General features: G+C 34.7%; 14 protein-coding genes and 1 pseudogene. 4 read left to right on the top strand and 11 right to left on the bottom strand.

Going from position 1 to position 15,876, the window contains the following annotated elements; all coding sequences use genetic code 11:
• The first annotated feature begins 207 nt into the window (after positions 1 to 207).
• Complete coding sequence (locus BMW37_RS15725; protein WP_093319272.1) at positions 208 to 1,749, top strand: methyl-accepting chemotaxis protein; 1,542 nt, start codon at positions 208 to 210, stop codon at positions 1,747 to 1,749.
• A gap of 156 nt (positions 1,750 to 1,905) precedes the next feature.
• On the opposite strand, the gene BMW37_RS07560 is transcribed toward BMW37_RS15725, so the two are convergent.
• The 5 genes from BMW37_RS07560 to BMW37_RS07540 form a co-directional block, all read right to left on the bottom strand.
• Positions 1,906 to 2,376: a Dps family protein gene (locus tag BMW37_RS07560; protein ID WP_093319269.1), complete on the bottom strand. Its 471-nt coding sequence runs from the start codon at positions 2,374 to 2,376 to the stop codon at positions 1,906 to 1,908.
• Between the two features lie 182 nt (positions 2,377 to 2,558).
• On the bottom strand, positions 2,559 to 3,206 hold the full coding sequence (locus BMW37_RS07555; RefSeq protein WP_093319267.1) for an ATP-binding cassette domain-containing protein: 648 nt from the start codon (positions 3,204 to 3,206) through the stop codon (positions 2,559 to 2,561).
• A gap of 79 nt (positions 3,207 to 3,285) precedes the next feature.
• A complete protein-coding gene (locus BMW37_RS07550; RefSeq protein WP_093319264.1) occupies positions 3,286 to 5,031 on the bottom strand; it encodes an ABC transporter permease subunit in 1,746 nt (581 codons plus the stop codon).
• A complete protein-coding gene (locus BMW37_RS07545) occupies positions 5,024 to 6,364 on the bottom strand; it encodes an ABC transporter substrate-binding protein (RefSeq protein ID WP_093319262.1) in 1,341 nt (446 codons plus the stop codon). The genes BMW37_RS07550 and BMW37_RS07545 overlap by 8 nt, the downstream gene beginning before the upstream one ends.
• 761 nt (positions 6,365 to 7,125) lie before the next feature.
• The gene (locus tag BMW37_RS07540) at positions 7,126 to 7,731 is read right to left on the bottom strand and encodes a hypothetical protein (RefSeq protein ID WP_093319259.1); all 606 of its coding nucleotides are present in this window, start codon (positions 7,729 to 7,731) and stop codon (positions 7,126 to 7,128) included.
• Positions 7,732 to 8,529: 798 nt separating this feature from the next.
• On the opposite strand from BMW37_RS07540, the gene BMW37_RS07535 reads away from it, so the two are divergent.
• Positions 8,530 to 9,120, top strand: a complete 591-nt coding sequence (locus tag BMW37_RS07535; protein ID WP_093319256.1) for an SIS domain-containing protein — start codon at positions 8,530 to 8,532, stop codon at positions 9,118 to 9,120.
• Positions 9,121 to 9,425: 305 nt separating this feature from the next.
• Complete coding sequence (dolP, locus tag BMW37_RS07530; RefSeq protein WP_245711039.1) at positions 9,426 to 10,031, top strand: division/outer membrane stress-associated lipid-binding lipoprotein; 606 nt, start codon at positions 9,426 to 9,428, stop codon at positions 10,029 to 10,031.
• 72 nt (positions 10,032 to 10,103) lie between these two features.
• Here the strand turns inward: dolP and BMW37_RS07525 are convergent, their stop codons facing one another.
• Positions 10,104 to 10,403, bottom strand: a complete 300-nt coding sequence (locus BMW37_RS07525; protein WP_093319253.1) for a YeaC family protein — start codon at positions 10,401 to 10,403, stop codon at positions 10,104 to 10,106.
• Positions 10,404 to 10,466: 63 nt separating this feature from the next.
• Here BMW37_RS07525 and pgl point away from each other — a divergent pair, with 63 nt between their 5' ends.
• Positions 10,467 to 11,456 carry a 6-phosphogluconolactonase gene (gene pgl, locus BMW37_RS07520; RefSeq protein ID WP_093319251.1) on the top strand — a complete coding sequence of 330 codons (990 nt, stop codon included), beginning with the start codon at positions 10,467 to 10,469 and terminating at the stop codon, positions 11,454 to 11,456.
• A 99-nt stretch (positions 11,457 to 11,555) separates the two neighbouring features.
• Here the strand turns inward: pgl and prc are convergent, their stop codons facing one another.
• From prc to BMW37_RS07495, 5 genes and pseudogenes are all read right to left on the bottom strand, one after another.
• Positions 11,556 to 13,574, bottom strand: coding sequence for a carboxy terminal-processing peptidase (prc, locus tag BMW37_RS07515; protein WP_093319462.1), 2,019 nt, complete (start codon positions 13,572 to 13,574; stop codon positions 11,556 to 11,558).
• Between the two features lie 109 nt (positions 13,575 to 13,683).
• Positions 13,684 to 14,496 carry an RNA chaperone ProQ gene (gene proQ, locus BMW37_RS07510; RefSeq protein WP_093319249.1) on the bottom strand — a complete coding sequence of 271 codons (813 nt, stop codon included), beginning with the start codon at positions 14,494 to 14,496 and terminating at the stop codon, positions 13,684 to 13,686.
• 22 nt (positions 14,497 to 14,518) lie between these two features.
• Complete coding sequence (locus BMW37_RS07505) at positions 14,519 to 15,022, bottom strand: GAF domain-containing protein (protein WP_093319460.1); 504 nt, start codon at positions 15,020 to 15,022, stop codon at positions 14,519 to 14,521.
• Between the two features lie 150 nt (positions 15,023 to 15,172).
• Complete coding sequence (locus BMW37_RS07500) at positions 15,173 to 15,511, bottom strand: DUF2511 domain-containing protein (protein ID WP_093319246.1); 339 nt, start codon at positions 15,509 to 15,511, stop codon at positions 15,173 to 15,175.
• Positions 15,512 to 15,639: 128 nt separating this feature from the next.
• A pseudogene (locus tag BMW37_RS07495) lies at positions 15,640 to 15,876 on the bottom strand (hypothetical protein); the annotation flags it as partial.

Genomic DNA, 15,876 nt, shown 5'->3' with positions numbered 1-15,876 from the left:
GTATTAAGTTATCCCCCTGACCTTACATTTTAAGCCGAGATAACCATCACTGATTGAAAATTTAATTAATTGATCTATAGTAAAATAAAATGTAAAAAAACTATTATTTTCTTGATTTTAATCGCATAATACTTTTATTAACATTTTATTACATGTATTGCTAATGCAATAATTCATCTATAAAGACTCAGATTAAGGAAATTCATCATGTTCAATAATATGAAAATATCAACTAGTTTGATTGGTATCTTTATTATATTTACCCTGCTACAAGTCATTAGTTCTGGGCTTGGATTTTATCGTGCTAAAGATGCCGCTAGAGATTTTGATGAAATCGTTTCTTTAAATACACAAAGAGAATATCTAGCTAATGCTAAAGAAGCTTTATTACGAGCGCGCATTGAAAGCAATAAAACAGTTGTCATGACTCTTGTTTATAGAACAGATCAGGCTAATGAGTTAATGGTTTCTGCAAAAGAGGACTTAGATTTAGCACAAAATCTATTTGAAGAATTTTTTAAATTACCACTAACTTCTGAAAAAGCAGCTGAATTAGAAAAACCAATCGTTACTCATTCTCAAAAACTAATTGATGCATTAAGAAATCAACTTAGTGCACTTGAAAAAGAAGGGAAAAATGGTTACTTAACCTATGATGTTGAACCAATACAAATTCAATTAGATGATGCAATCGCTACCTTTGCTAATCATATCCAAAATACAATAGAACTAAAAAATACCGAGAATACTCATGAAGCTAAAATAGCCTCAATACAACTTATCATAGAGCTTATAATTGTATTTTGTTTAGTAACAGCGGTTCTTATATGGTTACGGCAAGCAATGACAAGACCACTTACCCTTTTATTAACTCATTTTCAACATATCACAGATGGTGATTTAACTAGCACAATCCCGCATCTAGGTAAAAATGAAATTGGTCAATTATTTGATTACTTCGGTAAAATGCAATCTAGTCTAATACACACTGTAGGACTTGTACGTGAAACAACCCATTCAATTGTTGAGGGGATTGAAAGACTTGCTTCAGGCAATGACGATTTATCTGCTAGAACAGAGCAGCAAGCCTCATCTTTAGAAGAAACAGCAGCGTCAATGGAAGAAATTACTGCTACAGTAAAATTAAATGCTGATAATGCGAAAAATGCCTCAATCTTAGCGAATAACACTGCACATGCAGCTCAAAAAGGTGGCGAAGTCTCCACTACAGTAGTTAATACTATGCATGATATTTCTGAAAGCTCTAATAAGATAGGGGCAATTACTAATGTAATCGATAGCATTGCTTTTCAGACAAATATTTTAGCTTTAAATGCAGCAGTAGAGGCTGCTAGAGCAGGCGAACAAGGTCGCGGGTTTGCAGTAGTTGCAGGAGAAGTCAGAAATCTTGCTCAGCGCTCTGCACAAGCAGCAAGGGAAATTAAGCAACTTATCGCTGATGCGTTAGAACGAGTCGAATTAGGTTCACAGCTAGTAACGACATCAGGAGAAACTATGCAAGATATAGTTAAATCTGCCAATGAAGTGAATGAAATTATTGGTTCCATATCTTCAGCATCAGATGAACAGAGCAGAGGAATACAGTTAGTTTCACAAGCTGTAAATGAAATGGATAACGTCACACAGAAAAATAGCGGACTTGTCAACCAGCTCGCCAATTCAACTAGAGCGATTGAAGAGCAAGCAATGTCACTCACAAAAGCAGTTGCTACCTTTAAGCTAAAATAGCCCTACTCCCATCTATTAACTTTGGGTTATTCAAATGTAATACGTTCATGGTTAAACATCATGAACGTATCATTTGATATAACATTTAACACATCTTGATGTGTACTAAATATAAATAATTCAACCTACATACTACTTAATCAACTTAGAGGTTGATTAGGCAAGTAAACTTCTTAACATCCAAGCTGTTTTTTCATGGACATCTAATCGTTGGGTTAACAAATCTGCTGTTGGCTGATCATTGGCATCATTGACAATATCAAATAAATTACGTGCTGTTCTTGCTGTAGCCTCTTGTGCCTCTACTAATATTTGTACCATTTGATTTGCGTTTGGCACATTTGTTACTTCTTTAATCGAACTTAACTGTGCATATTCAGTATAGCTTCCAGGAGCAGGGAAACCGAGTGAACGAATACGTTCAGCAATCACATCTAAAGCATTCCACTGCTCGGTATATTGTGCCATAAACATCGTATGCAACGAATTAAAATGAGGTCCTGTCACATTCCAGTGAAAATTATGCGTGATTAAATATAGCGTAAAGCTATCTGCTAATAAATGACTCAATCCATCTGCTATTTTCTTACGGTTATCTTCACTGATCCCTATATTGATACTTGGCATATATTACTCCTTTACCTATGTTTTAAATGAATTGGCTAAGATATTCCCACCCAACACGTCTTTTTTCTTACTATACCCTATCTTGCCACAATCTAGGTGCAAATTTCAATTCGAAATTATTTATTGACTGTGTAAAAGTCTTCAATGGCAAGTCAATACATACCGCTCTATTTATTAGCTAATTATGGGGTATTTGTAGCATTAATTTCAATAATACGAGATGCGGCAGCTATAGCATCTTGCTTATCATGAGTGACTAATAGCACAGGAATTTGATGAATAAGCGCATAATCAAAAACCCATGCGCGCACCTCTTCACGACGTTGTTCATCTAATTTACTAAATGGCTCATCTAATAAAAGCGCCTTCGGATTAGATGCCAAAGTTCTGACCAAAGCTACCCGAATATATTCACCGCCAGATAAAGTCTCAGGCATACGATTCATGCAGTGCAATAAGCCAACTTTATCGAGTAATTCTGATATGCGGGCTATTCGTTCAGATTTCGAAACCGTTTCACTTAATCCTAAAGCAACATTCTCAAAAACTGTTAAGTGTGGAAACAGTAAACCAGTTTGATACAAAATTCCTATTTTACGCAAATACGGTGATTTATCGGTGATATCTAAACCATTCAGTTCAATAGCACCAGAGGCGATAAAAGCCGGCGGTAAATGTCCAAGGATATAATTCAGTAAAGTTGACTTTCCACTGCCAGAAGGCCCCATTAAAGTCACTATTTCTCCTGGATTAATCGTCACATCGAGCGTAAGAAACGCAGTATCGGGTGATGTTCGTTTAACAATATTTACCTGATTTATTTTCAGCATAGACTTTTTCGAAAACGATCTCCTAATTGATGTGGGATTGCAGTTTATAATGTAATTTAAACGCGCTCTTTAGTTCTAGCTAATCCGAGCGATTTAAAACTAAGCGTTTGCTATGATATCGATAAATAACCAAACAACTTAACAATAAAATACTGATTGAAATTAAAAATTGTAACATAACGGTGACGGCTAATAGACGTTTGCTGCCCCCTTGAGCTAGAATAACTGTTTGTGTTGTCAGCGTTTCAATATGCCCTGCACCGATTAAAAGAGTTGGAAGGTATTGACTAAAGCTTATGAGCAATGAGAAAAAAAACACTAAAGCAATCACGGGGCTTAACATTCTAATTTTAAACTTAAAATAACTTTTAATTGGATGAATACCTAAACTTGATGCGACATGAATATATCGATTATCAAATATTTGATAAGACCTTGCCATGGTAAAATAGGCATAAGGGATGATATAAATACAGTGAACTGCGATCACCATAGGCATACTCAAAGTGAGCCCCACTCCTCTGATAAACCATATTATCCCAAACAGGAATCCAATTACGGGTAAAACGAGCGGAAGTGTCAATATAGTACTCATTATATGAGGTGCTTTTTGTTGAACCATCCTAAATGCTCTATTGACTGTCATATCAAACATTCCAGCTAAAAACATTAAGACAATACAGACAGAGATCATAGCTGATACCACACCCATGCCTAATGTATTAACAATAGGTTTAGCACTCGTGGCTAATACCATATGCCAATGTTGTAACGTTATCCCCTCAGGCAGCACTTCTGGGAAAGTCCAATACTTAGCAATACTTAATATACAAAGTTCAACTAATCCAATTACAAATAAGATTAATAAAAACCAATATATGGCATGACTAACATAACTAATAAAACAATAATAGTGGGTTCTTTTACCTTGAGTAACTTGACTTCTAATTAGCATAGCACTAAGTCTTTCTGCGAATTTCAACACAATCAGTACAACTAGCACTAAAACTAATAACCAAATTGCCATAAAAAATGCTTGCTGCCTTTTTAGTATTGACGGTTCATTAAATGCTTCAAGCATGAATAGCGCGATAGGCTCTGGATTAGATGGCCCGAGTAATTGAGCCATTTCTACGTGGCTCATTGAATAAATTAAAACGCAAATTAAAGGTAGCCTGATAACTTTGTAGAGCTGAGGTAATATCATTCGTACCATAATCGTATTATGCGGATAACCAAGCGTCATCGCGCTTTTAATCTGCTGCTCAAATGAATGAGTATATAGATATCCAACCACTATAAACCATAAAAATGGGAACTCTTTGATACCTAGCGCGATACTATATGTCAATGAAGCAGAATCATTAACCAATAGAAATTCACTTGAGGGTAAACTCACTTGTATTTGGAAAATATTAATCACTGTTTTAGCAAACAATCCCGCAGGTGATAATACTGTATGTACCAATATTGCAAACATTGCATGTGGCATAATAAAGATTAGCCCAGCTAAGATATTAATTGGCCAAAATCTTCTTTTAGCGTGCGAAGTCACCACAAAAAACATGCATAACAAAAATGCGGTAAATGTGCTGAGGATGCCAGTTTTAATTGTTTGCCATGTGCTTTGCCAAAATCTATCTTGCACAATAAGTTCACTAACAGCAATAAGATTGCCTGAAGCAACTTGGTTAAATGAAGGGATACCAAACGCACCTAATATAATTGCAAGTAACGCAATTAATAGTGGAATAATTAAACAAAGCGTGATTCCTAACAAGCACCACTGATAGGTTAGAGACAATTTTTTAAGTATGCTATTCATCCTTGGGTGTATCCACAAAAGAGTGCTGACCAAATCGTATTTGCCATGCGTCAATAAGTGCACTATCCCAGCTTGGGTGAAATTCTTCTAAATGCTTATCAACTGTTAATATCGACGCAGGATTGTTATTAAACAATTGACCTATCTCTGTATTAAAAAAATTAACATCTAATACTGTTTGGTCACCCCACCCATTAATATCGGCTTTTTTTGCCTGAGCTTTTGGTGATAGTAAAAAATTAGCTGTTATTTGCGCTGCATCAGGATTAGCAGCGAAGGCCGGTATTGCTAAAAAGTGCACATTACTCAAGCTCCCTGATTTCATAGCATGCAATCCAACACTAGATGGCAAATCAAATCGTAATTTAGAGCCTAAAATACTATTTGGACTAAAAGTCACGCCAAGTAAAATTAATTCATCATCAAACAACCTTAATAGTGCTGTATTAGAATTTGCAAAATATTGCCCCTCTTGATAGAGATAAGGATGAAGCTGCCCTAAATAATCCCAAAGTGGTTTGGTTAGCGTTTCAAAAGTGTCTGGGTTAACTGGTTCATGAAAGCCATTTTCTAAAGGTTTAAGCTGCGAAAGGGTTTGCTTTAAAAATGACACGCCTACAAAATCTGTTGGTCTAGGATACGCAAATCTGCCTTTATATTTTTTTGAGAACGCTAAAAGAGAGTCTGGTGTATCAGGAAGATCATCGTTATTTATGTGTTTTGCATTATAGAAAAAAACAAGATTAGCTTGACCCCAAGGCATTTCATAGCCTTGTGTATCCAAACCAAAATCTTTTAAAAGATAGGGTCTATTACGACTATTTAACCATTGATAGTTCGGTAATTGCGATACCCATCCGCCTTGCAATAAGTTAGCACCTTGCAGTAACGAAAAATTTTTACCATTAATCCAAATAAGATCCACACTCCCGCTTGGTTTAGAGTTAGGTTTAACTCCCTCAGCAGTGATAAGTGTTACCGCTTCAGTGGTGCTTGCTATTTTAATATGATTAAACGTGATGCCGTATTGTTGATATAACTCTCCTGCAACCCATTGTAAATATGCATTTATATTCGGATCCCCTCCCCAAGCAAAAAAATTAACAACCTGTTGAGATTGAGCTTTTTTATTAGCTATCCAATTTGATATCTGCTCACACCTTGTTTGACTTTCAAAACACTCTTCTTTGACATTCTGTTCAATTTCAACTGCCTGCAAAACTGGATTAATAGAAAAATAAAATACACCTAGCAATAATAAAAAGCATAAGCATTTAACTAATATAGAAAATTCTAATTTGATATCCAGCTTAATCCTTAGAAAACGTTCCATATAGACCTTATAACTCGATTTATGCTTGATGGTTTAATTTAGTCAATTGTGACAATTCAATGGTTTACTCTTCTACTTACTATAAGCTAGATAGATTAAGATTATCAAATTAATAATAATTAATGTTTATAACACATTATTTGCAGCATATTATCACCTAGCATGCGAATGAATTTACAGCATCTCCCTGACACGATTAATTGTATTTCACTTAAATCAATCTAAATCAAAACTTTTGCTAGGCGTGACATTAGATTAAATTTAGTCAAATACCGCTATTCTTCTTTTTAACCTAATGGTGCAAGTATGTTGTAGAGCCAAGTTACTTATGCTAATGATTTTAAAATTTATATAACTTGTCATGAGAAAAGTATAACGCTGACAGCACTAACAGTTCCACCTGAAATTAACTAATTGTGTGAAAAGCTAAGAACCTTTTTATCTGAAATGATAGGCTCTAGTATAAATACTTAAAATAGTGATGATAAAACTCAGTCCGATAATAGATTTAGATGTCTTATTTTGATCGATATCTATTGTTCAATCATAACACACAGATATTCAAAAGGTTAGTAATAAGACATTGCTAGTTTCGGAGAAAAACAGTAGAAAACCACCTGCTTGTGATTTATCGTCATCTATTAATGCTATTCAGAAATTGTAATAAATTGAAGTAAAAAATGAATTTTGAAATAGGATAGATTAATAATATGAATTATGTGCGTTCAAAACATCAACGCACAAGTAATGAATAAAAATGATTATGATTTACCAGGGACTGGAGTTGCAGGTGTAGGAACTAAATCTCTGATGCAAGCGACCAGCCCTAGATCAGTAGCATTAGGAGTAGGAATGTCAAAAGGATTAGTATACAGATTATAACGAGTACCGCGTGTTCCATAACCAATCATGCTCTGTACATTAAAATATATACGGCCATAACCAATATCCCAAATATTATTGCCATAATTGTATCCCTGGTAATGTGAAGTTTCAGTCGTCCAATAATTTGGGGTAAGTCCGGCGGTATCATTCCAGCCATTATATTTAGTTAAGTCTCCCCATTCGTTTGAAATTGCACCGCTAACAGACCGTGTTGCAATATTCGTTTTACGTGTATCTTTGACATCATTGTTTATGTAAGCAGACCAATGTCCAGGTGACTGAGGCGATCGAGGATAGCCTGGATTAGTTGTATTGATAGCATCAGTTTCATATTCATGTACGCTAGGTAAGCGGTATCCCTTTCCTTGGGATTCACAAAAAATATCGGGATTATTAGCAGCCGTATTTTGCTGGATAGTATTCCCAATTCCTTTTGGTGCTGTAGGTATCTGTGGCGTATCTTTCCAGAATCGATTAGGCATTGGAAGTGAGTAACCATAAGTTGTGGGCGCAGCTTGAAGATAATTTGAAGATAAACTGAGGTTAAAAGATAATGAGGTAATTAATAGGCACAATAAGGGCTTAGTTGCGGTGTTGCGGTGTTGCGGTGTTTAATTTTAACATAACTAACTCCATAAAATCAATAACTTAATTAAAAAGATAAACTAACTGATCACTTTGCAGTCAAACTAATTCAACAAACCCTATTATATACACTTTGAAATACTTTTCAGCTATTTTTAATGGTTTTTTCATATTCAATTTAATTCCAAATATCCACCAATAAGGTTCAAAGCTCTTTATTACGCTATTAGCAATTTTATTAATACGATAAGCCTACTACTGCAAGACTAATTATTCTTGTAATTTACGAATAATCGAAGGATTTAATCGGCTATACTTCTCAAGCAATTTTTCAATTATTCTCATCAGTGAAATACATACATAACTACCTTCTTTTAAAGCCGTTTAATCACAGGATAAAATCATTTGATTGTTGGATCATTAGTGCAACAATGCAGTAAAATGAGACTGATTAATTAGTCTCTATCACCCTCTCCGACTAATTTGTATATTACACCAATAACCTCATACAGATTTATTTCTATACTTTATTTTTTAATTTATTCCGTAGATACACGTTTTATAAATTTACTTTAACATGATATCTTTTGATATGAAGCTACAATATCAGCATTCTTAATGTATAATGCTAGTAGATTAATACTATTAATAATCCATCTTTAGTGACTTATTACACTGTAGCAAACGAGGTTAAGGTGCAAGAAAAAATCCGTTCTATTTTTACAGAAAATATCCAAACTCAAATTGCGTGTGTCGAAAACTTAACCCCAGATATAATAAAAGCAGTTGAGCGTATTGTCGAAACACTTATCAATGGCAATCGAATTTTATGCTGTGGTACTGGAATAAGCTCTGGCTTAGCACAACTTTTTACCATGCATATGATCCATAAATTTGAAACACATCGCCCAAGCCTGCCGGCTTTTGCATTAGGCTCTGATCATATTTGGTTAAGCCAACCATATGAAGAAGGTGAACTTGATAGCATGTATGCTAAACAAGTTAAAGTACTTGGGCAACCTAATGATACCCTGCTGGTTATTTCTCCTAATGGTTTTTGCAAACCGACTATACAGGCGATAGAAACCGCAGTCACGAGGGATATGTTCATTATAGCATTGACTGGGGCTGATGGAGGGGATATCGCAGGCTTACTCAGTACAACAGACGTTGAAATTAGGATACTGAGTGAACGAACAGCAAGGATAAATGAGCTTCATCATTTCATCATTAATTTACTGGCTGAAATGGTTGATAAAACGCTGTTTAATTTTGAAAACAGCTAGCATATCACTGATATAGAAATCAAAATGCAATTATTAACATTGTCTATCTGATTCAAAAATAAATGGTTGGGAGTAAATACAATAACCACGGCAACTTAAAATAAGTTAAAGATACACACCAAATTATTTAGTTACTTTTGTATTAAGTAAGTTAAAGCATAAAGAAAATTCACAAACTTAGTCTTCAATTTTTCTAAATCCTGTATAATGATTGACTAATTTGCTTCATTAACTTATCAGCTATACTGAACTTCAAAAATTGTAATCAATGCTTTGTCAAGTTGGACTTAAAATAGGAAATAATCATGACATGTAAAACAATAACCACAATGTTCAATGCTCGTTTTGCGCTTATAGCGTTTGTTGTAAGTTCTACTATTTTTTTACAAGGCTGTATCGCTGCTGTCGCTGGTGGCGCAGTTGTTGCAACAAAAGCTGCAACTGATCCTCGTAGTGTTGGTACACAAGTAAATGATGGCACGCTTGAGCTTAGAGTTGAATCAGCGATTAATCAAGATGAGCAAATGCGTGCTGAAACTAGAGTCTCTGCAACTGCGTTTAAAGGTGTTGTGGTACTAGCCGGCCAGGCCCCTTCACCTGAATTACAAAATAGAGCGAAGCAAATTGCAGAAGGTGTTGAGGGTGTAACTAGAGTACATAACGGCATTAGAATTGGCACACCAATTGGGTTAGATGTCGCTGCAAATGATACTTGGATTACAACGAAAGTCCGTTCTCAACTACTGACAAGTAGTGATGTTAAATCTTCAAATATAAAAATCAATACGGAAAATGGTGAAGTATTTTTACTTGGGCTTGTAACTCAAAAAGGGGCTAATTCTGCAGCTGAAATAGCTCGAAATACTGCGGGTGTCAGAAAAGTAATTTTGGCTTTTGACTATCTAGATTAACGTTTTTCATGCTATTGTTGCAAAAATAAAAGCCTAACATTCCACTAAGAGAATATTAGGCTTTATTGTTAGTTAAGATTCATCTTTCGTTATGATATTAATCGTTTCACCAGCAAATTTTTTTCTTAATGTTTGCTTTGATTCAATAACCATTTCACCCTCTGTATTGATAGACATATGTTCGGCGTTATGATTATGCTTAGCTTGCCAAAGCATTACTAACTGGAGTGTATTGGCCTTTTGCTCTTCTGTTAACGCAATGCCATCTGCCCACTTACCAGTTTCAACTGCTGTCAATAGTCTGTCATAAATTTCAGGGGTTAATGATGCTAACATTACATCAATCGGTGCGTTTATTTTTGTAGTTGACATAGTCTTTCCTTTTTCTAGTATTTTTTTGATATGCTACCATTATATTTATCATAGGAGAATTCAATGAATCAATATATATATATCGCTTGTCCTGACAGCCAAGAAATCCATGTTTTTGAACTTCAAGAAAATGGCACGTTAACTTCAATTCAAATTGTTAGCGTTCCTGGACAAGTTCAACCAATGACCATTTCTCCAAATGGCGATTTTTTATACGTAGGCGTTCGTCCAGATTTTAGAGTACTGAGTTATAAAATAGAAAATGAAACAGGTAAATTATCACATGCTGGTACAGCAAGTCTTACTGGCAGCCCAACTCATGTCTCTACCTGTCATAAAGGTGAGTATTTTTTCTCTGCTTCTTATAGTTTTAATTGTACTAGTATTAGTCCAATATTACCATCTGGTGTTATTGGTGAACCTATCCATAATATAGAAGGTCTACAAGCCCCACACTCTGCAAACATGAATAATAGCAATCAATTATTAATGATTCCAGCACTTAAAGAAGATGCTATTCGCATATTTACATTAAATCATGATGGCTCAGTTTATGAACATAGCGATAAAATTTCAACTCAAACAGGTGCTGGTCCAAGGCATATGGCTTTTCATAAAAATGGTAAACTAGCGTATTGTATTAATGAGTTGAATAGTACAATTGATGTTATTGAATTACCACACAAAGATAAAACCGCTAAGATAATCCAAACATTTACGGCTGTACCTGATGATTTCAACTTAACTTGCTGGTCTGCGGATATTCACATCACACCCAATAATGAATTTCTTTATTGTAGTGAACGAACAAGCAGCTTGATAAGCGCATTTAAGCTAAATGCTGACGGTTCGATTAAGGCCACTATTGGACACTTTAAAACAGAAGAGCAACCAAGAGGTTTTGGTATAGATAAATCTAGCAAGTATCTAATTGCAACCGGTCAAAAATCAGACTTTATTACTGTGCACAAAATAAACGAAGTTACGGGTGAATTAACTGAACTTGAGCGTTACAAGGTAGGTAAAGGTGCTATGTGGGTCACGATTCGATAAATTAAATTTGACCTACAAAAAAACCGCTGTTTTAATGCAGCGGTTTTTTTATATATTCAATGCCTATCCATTATAGCTATATTTGCCTTCAATGTATCATTATTCCGATACGTGTGATTCTGCAAACTTTGCAAAATCAAGCATGATATTAACCGTTTCATCTAAGTATGGATCTGGCCCCTCATAATCCTTAGGTAAATCTTCAAGTGAATCAAGAGTAGGTTTACCTTCAGCTTTAAATCTTGCATTAATTCTTTCTAAGCGATTAACATCAAAATCATTATCTTCAGCCTTTCTCTTATCATAATTAAGCGAGATTGTCTTTTTATCTTTATTTTCACGATATTTTTCAATATCTTTAAAAATATATCCGAATTCACGATCTTGATTAATTCTTGCTTCATACGCTTTAATAATATCTGGCAAAATTTTACTAATATTTGCTAATCTATCATATTTTGCAGGTTTGATACTATCCCAAGGCAAAGCGTTATCTTCTTTTGTTTCACCTTGTTCTGCCGCATCAGGCCCGGTAGGCATCATAACATCAGGTGTCACACCTTTTAATTGAGTACTACCACCATCAATCCTATAAAATTTTTGTATTGTATACTGAATTGAACCAAGATCTGGCCAATCAGATCCAATCATACCATCATACAAACGACTTAAAGGTCTATGTTGCTGAACTGTACCTTTACCAAAAGTAGGTTCACCAACAATTAAAGCTCTGCCATAATCTTGCATTGCTGCCGCGAAAATTTCAGACGCAGAAGCACTATATCTATCCACTAAAACAACTAATGGACCATTAAAATAGATAGTATCATCTTCATCATTATCTTGACGGATACGATTATTGCTATCTCTTACTTGAACAACAGGACCACTATTAATAAACAAGCCAGATAATGAAATAGCTTCTGTAAGCGCACCGCCTCCATTACTTCTTAAATCAATGACAAGTTTATCAATGTTATCTTTACTCATTGTTTGTAATAGCACTTTGACATCATCAGTCAAACCAACGTAAAAACCTGGAATATCAATAACAGCAACTTTATGATTACTCACTTCTTTGATAGTGAGTTTAGCTGCTCTATCCTCTAATCTAATTTTCTCACGGATAATGCTTACTTCTGTAGTTTTACTTGTTGTTCCCTCAGGTAAAATTTGCAATCTTACTTTAGTGCCTTTCTTACCTTTAATTTTATCCACTACATCATCAAGACGCCAACCTATAACGTCTTCCATTTCACCATCACCTTGGGCAACCCCAACAATCCTATCTCCTACACCAATCGCTTTAGTTTTAGCAGCAGGACCACCAGGGACAAGTGAATTGATTTTGGTATAATCGTCTTCAATTTGTAATACTGCACCGATACCTTCTAAAGATAATGACATTTCAGAGTTAAACTGCTCTGTATTTCGTGGGGATAAATAACTTGTATGAGGATCAATTTCTCTTGCAAACGCAGTCATAGCCAATTGAAATACATCTTCGCTATTTGTTTGAGCAAGGCGCTTTATTGCGCTTTGGTATCGTTTATTCAAAGCTTCAATAATTTCATCATCTGTTTTACCAGCAAGTTTTAAGCTCAATGCATCGTACTTAACTTTTGCTCTCCAATAGACATCTAATTCAGTTGAACTTGTTGCCCATTTCTCATCAGTTCTGGATAGATTTATCTCATCATCACCTTCAAAATTCAAAGGATTTTTTAAAACCTCTAAAGCGAATTGAAATCGTTCATAGCGTCTTTTTTGGGATAAATTGTATAAATCGTATGCAGTTGTCAAATTACCGTTCTTAAAATCGAAGGTAAAACTATCAGCACCTAAATCAAATTGATCGACATCTGATTGTAAAAAAAGCGTCTTATTAAAATCTAATATTTCCAAATAGCGATTGAAGACTTTACGAGAAAAAGCACTATCCATATTAAACTGTTTATAGTGGGATTTTGATAATATTCCTATTACTCGCTCACTGACAGTTTTATGTTGATTATCTTGCGTTAATATTGGTAGATCAGCAACTGAATTAATTTTAATTTCATCAGCACTTGCATTATTCATCTGAAAAATAAGCAGAAAAACAACAAAAACTCGCATAACAAGCTGAACGCCCGAGTGGAGCAAACTTTTACTCTTCACTAAATATCTCCCTTGGAATTGAATTGTTTGACAAGCAAACTAATACCGGTTTTATATGTGTGAACATTTACTCAGTTAAATGTTCATGTTTTACCGTTAATGTTATTCCGGTAGGTAAAGTCACTCTCACATTATCTTTAGTAATTTCGACTACTTCAGCTTTTGCATATGACTGCCCAATGAGTACATTAACCAGTTTGCCAATTTTGATTTCATTAATTGAGAGTACCTTTGAAGAATTACCCTTATTAGTATTTAAAACTTTCTCTGGGTTATTAGCTTCTGTTGCTTGGTTTTGTACAGCTTTAATCTTAGGTGAGTGAGACTTACTTTTTGAATTGGGTTTAGAAGACTGTTTAAATTGCCCTTTCGCGGCATCTCTTTTTGGGTGAGCTGTTTTATTTCTAGATGTTTTTCTATTTGCATCCTGCCGCGCTTTTACCTTTGATTTTGCTTCTTCAAGTTGATTTTTTGCGTGTTCTGACTGCTTTTCATCAACTATTCCAGATGCTTCACCAAGTAGGTTAACTCGATTCACCCCTTCTTTTACTGCTGCTAAATACTTCCAACTCATAGTATAATAACGTAGAGCTGCTCTTAAATTCGTTTTGCTAAACTCTGCAGCAACAGCTTCATCTTCAATTATATCTTGAAAAATACCTAATTTAAGTGGTTTAATTTCTCCCTCAAGCGCAAAACAATTAGGAAATTTCTTTGATAAATAGGCGATAATTGATTTATTAATCTCAATTTTTTTCGCAAACTTCTCTTTTTGATTCACTACAGATTCTTTCACAAGATGCTCTGCATCATTTATACTGAGAGTTTTATTAATTTCATTTTCTACTTCTACAGAAGTCACTAAAGAATTGCTTTGCATAATAATCCTAAAATATCCTTAATTAATCTAAAATACTTAATAAATTTTCAATTTTCGTACGACTGAGAGCAATACATATCACCTCAGCAATTTCAGTAAGCCTTTTTTCATCTTCAATAGCAAATCTAGCTAAAGAAGGGCTATCAATATCCAATACACCAATACATTTTACCCCGCTTGATGTTTCTATCATCAAGGGCAATACAATTTCAGATTGACTTTGACTATCACATGCTATGTGCCCGTCAAACTCATGAACATTATCTACGCGTTGCACCTGCTCAGTTAGCCATGCTGTACCGCATACACCTTTTCCCTTTTCGATACGCGTACAGGCAACCTTACCTTGAAAAGGTCCTAGGGTTAATATCTCTTTTGCATTATTTGCTAAGTAAAATCCGACCCAGTTTATATCATCAAGATATTCATTTAATACAGCTGCACTATTAGCCAAAACAATTAGCGGATTTGATTCAGTTTCAAAATATGCTTCAATTTCGTATTTTAAACTTACATAATCTGTCATGCACATAGTATATCACTTCATTTGTTATTATATCGTTCGTAGGGAGAATTTTTTGTAATTATTTTAATTATCTTCATTCAATTTAGTTGGTTATTTAGTGGTTAACCTTTTTTGCATTCAAATTTTAGTCATTTATATTTAACAACGTTATTATTCGCATAATGTTTGAGCTTTTTTCACAATATTCGAATAATCCATTTTAGAATTTGGATTTAATGGACTCTCTTTTAATGCATCTTCTAGAGGGATAAATGTTTTTAAATTTTTAGTCGCCTCGTAAGCTTCGCTATTTAATGCATAGCGGGCTAGTGTACCTTCGCTAATTGCAAAAAGCTGTGAGCCTTGTCTACATTCTAACATCATTTCTTGGCGTTTAAATGGCCATTCATCCCCATACATTTTTTTTGATACAACAACTGGTTTAGCTGCATGAGCTAGAGTAGTTATAAAAATTAGAGTTAGCAAACATATTTTTTTGACTTGCATCATTTTTTATTCTCAACTAAATTATCGAGTAGGGTAAGACGTTACCGTCTTATCCCTCTCACAGAACCGTACGTACGGACCTCGTATACGGCTCATACCAATAAATATCTAACGTTTTTGTTAGACGTTCTTTACTTATGCAATGTTGTTAAGTCATATAGTTTGAGTTCTTCAAACCATTTATTGGGCATTGCATAATGTGCTAGCGGACTACAAGCGTTCCTCCAGCTATTCATCTTGATAAATTTGAATGTACCTTTGTACCCAAGCTGTCTTAATCGTCGGTGAAGCCTGCTTGGCTTTTTCCAACTTTTAAGTTGAACTGCCCTGAGTCTACGTCTTATCCAAGTCATCAAAGTTGCATAGCT

Origin of the sequence: Thorsellia anophelis DSM 18579 (assembly GCF_900111395.1) — a bacterium.
Classification (GTDB): Bacteria; Pseudomonadota; Gammaproteobacteria; order Enterobacterales; family Thorselliaceae; genus Thorsellia; species Thorsellia anophelis.
Note: the sequence above shows the minus strand (reverse complement) of the source record. Positions and strands in the feature narration are given on the sequence as shown.

Coding starts and splice junctions, on each gene's coding strand:
- BMW37_RS15725 (WP_093319272.1), top strand. CDS start 208: ATGTTCAATAATATGAAAATATCAACTAGTTTGATTGGTATCTTTATT.
- BMW37_RS07560 (WP_093319269.1), bottom strand. CDS start 2,376: ATGCCAAGTATCAATATAGGGATCAGTGAAGATAACCGTAAGAAAATA.
- BMW37_RS07555 (WP_093319267.1), bottom strand. CDS start 3,206: ATGCTGAAAATAAATCAGGTAAATATTGTTAAACGAACATCACCCGAT.
- BMW37_RS07550 (WP_093319264.1), bottom strand. CDS start 5,031: ATGAATAGCATACTTAAAAAATTGTCTCTAACCTATCAGTGGTGCTTG.
- BMW37_RS07545 (WP_093319262.1), bottom strand. CDS start 6,364: ATGGAACGTTTTCTAAGGATTAAGCTGGATATCAAATTAGAATTTTCT.
- BMW37_RS07540 (WP_093319259.1), bottom strand. CDS start 7,731: ATGCCTAATCGATTCTGGAAAGATACGCCACAGATACCTACAGCACCA.
- dolP (WP_245711039.1), top strand. CDS start 9,426: ATGACATGTAAAACAATAACCACAATGTTCAATGCTCGTTTTGCGCTT.
- BMW37_RS07525 (WP_093319253.1), bottom strand. CDS start 10,403: ATGTCAACTACAAAAATAAACGCACCGATTGATGTAATGTTAGCATCA.
- pgl (WP_093319251.1), top strand. CDS start 10,467: ATGAATCAATATATATATATCGCTTGTCCTGACAGCCAAGAAATCCAT.
- prc (WP_093319462.1), bottom strand. CDS start 13,574: ATGCGAGTTTTTGTTGTTTTTCTGCTTATTTTTCAGATGAATAATGCA.
- proQ (WP_093319249.1), bottom strand. CDS start 14,496: ATGCAAAGCAATTCTTTAGTGACTTCTGTAGAAGTAGAAAATGAAATT.
- BMW37_RS07505 (WP_093319460.1), bottom strand. CDS start 15,022: ATGACAGATTATGTAAGTTTAAAATACGAAATTGAAGCATATTTTGAA.
- BMW37_RS07500 (WP_093319246.1), bottom strand. CDS start 15,511: ATGATGCAAGTCAAAAAAATATGTTTGCTAACTCTAATTTTTATAACT.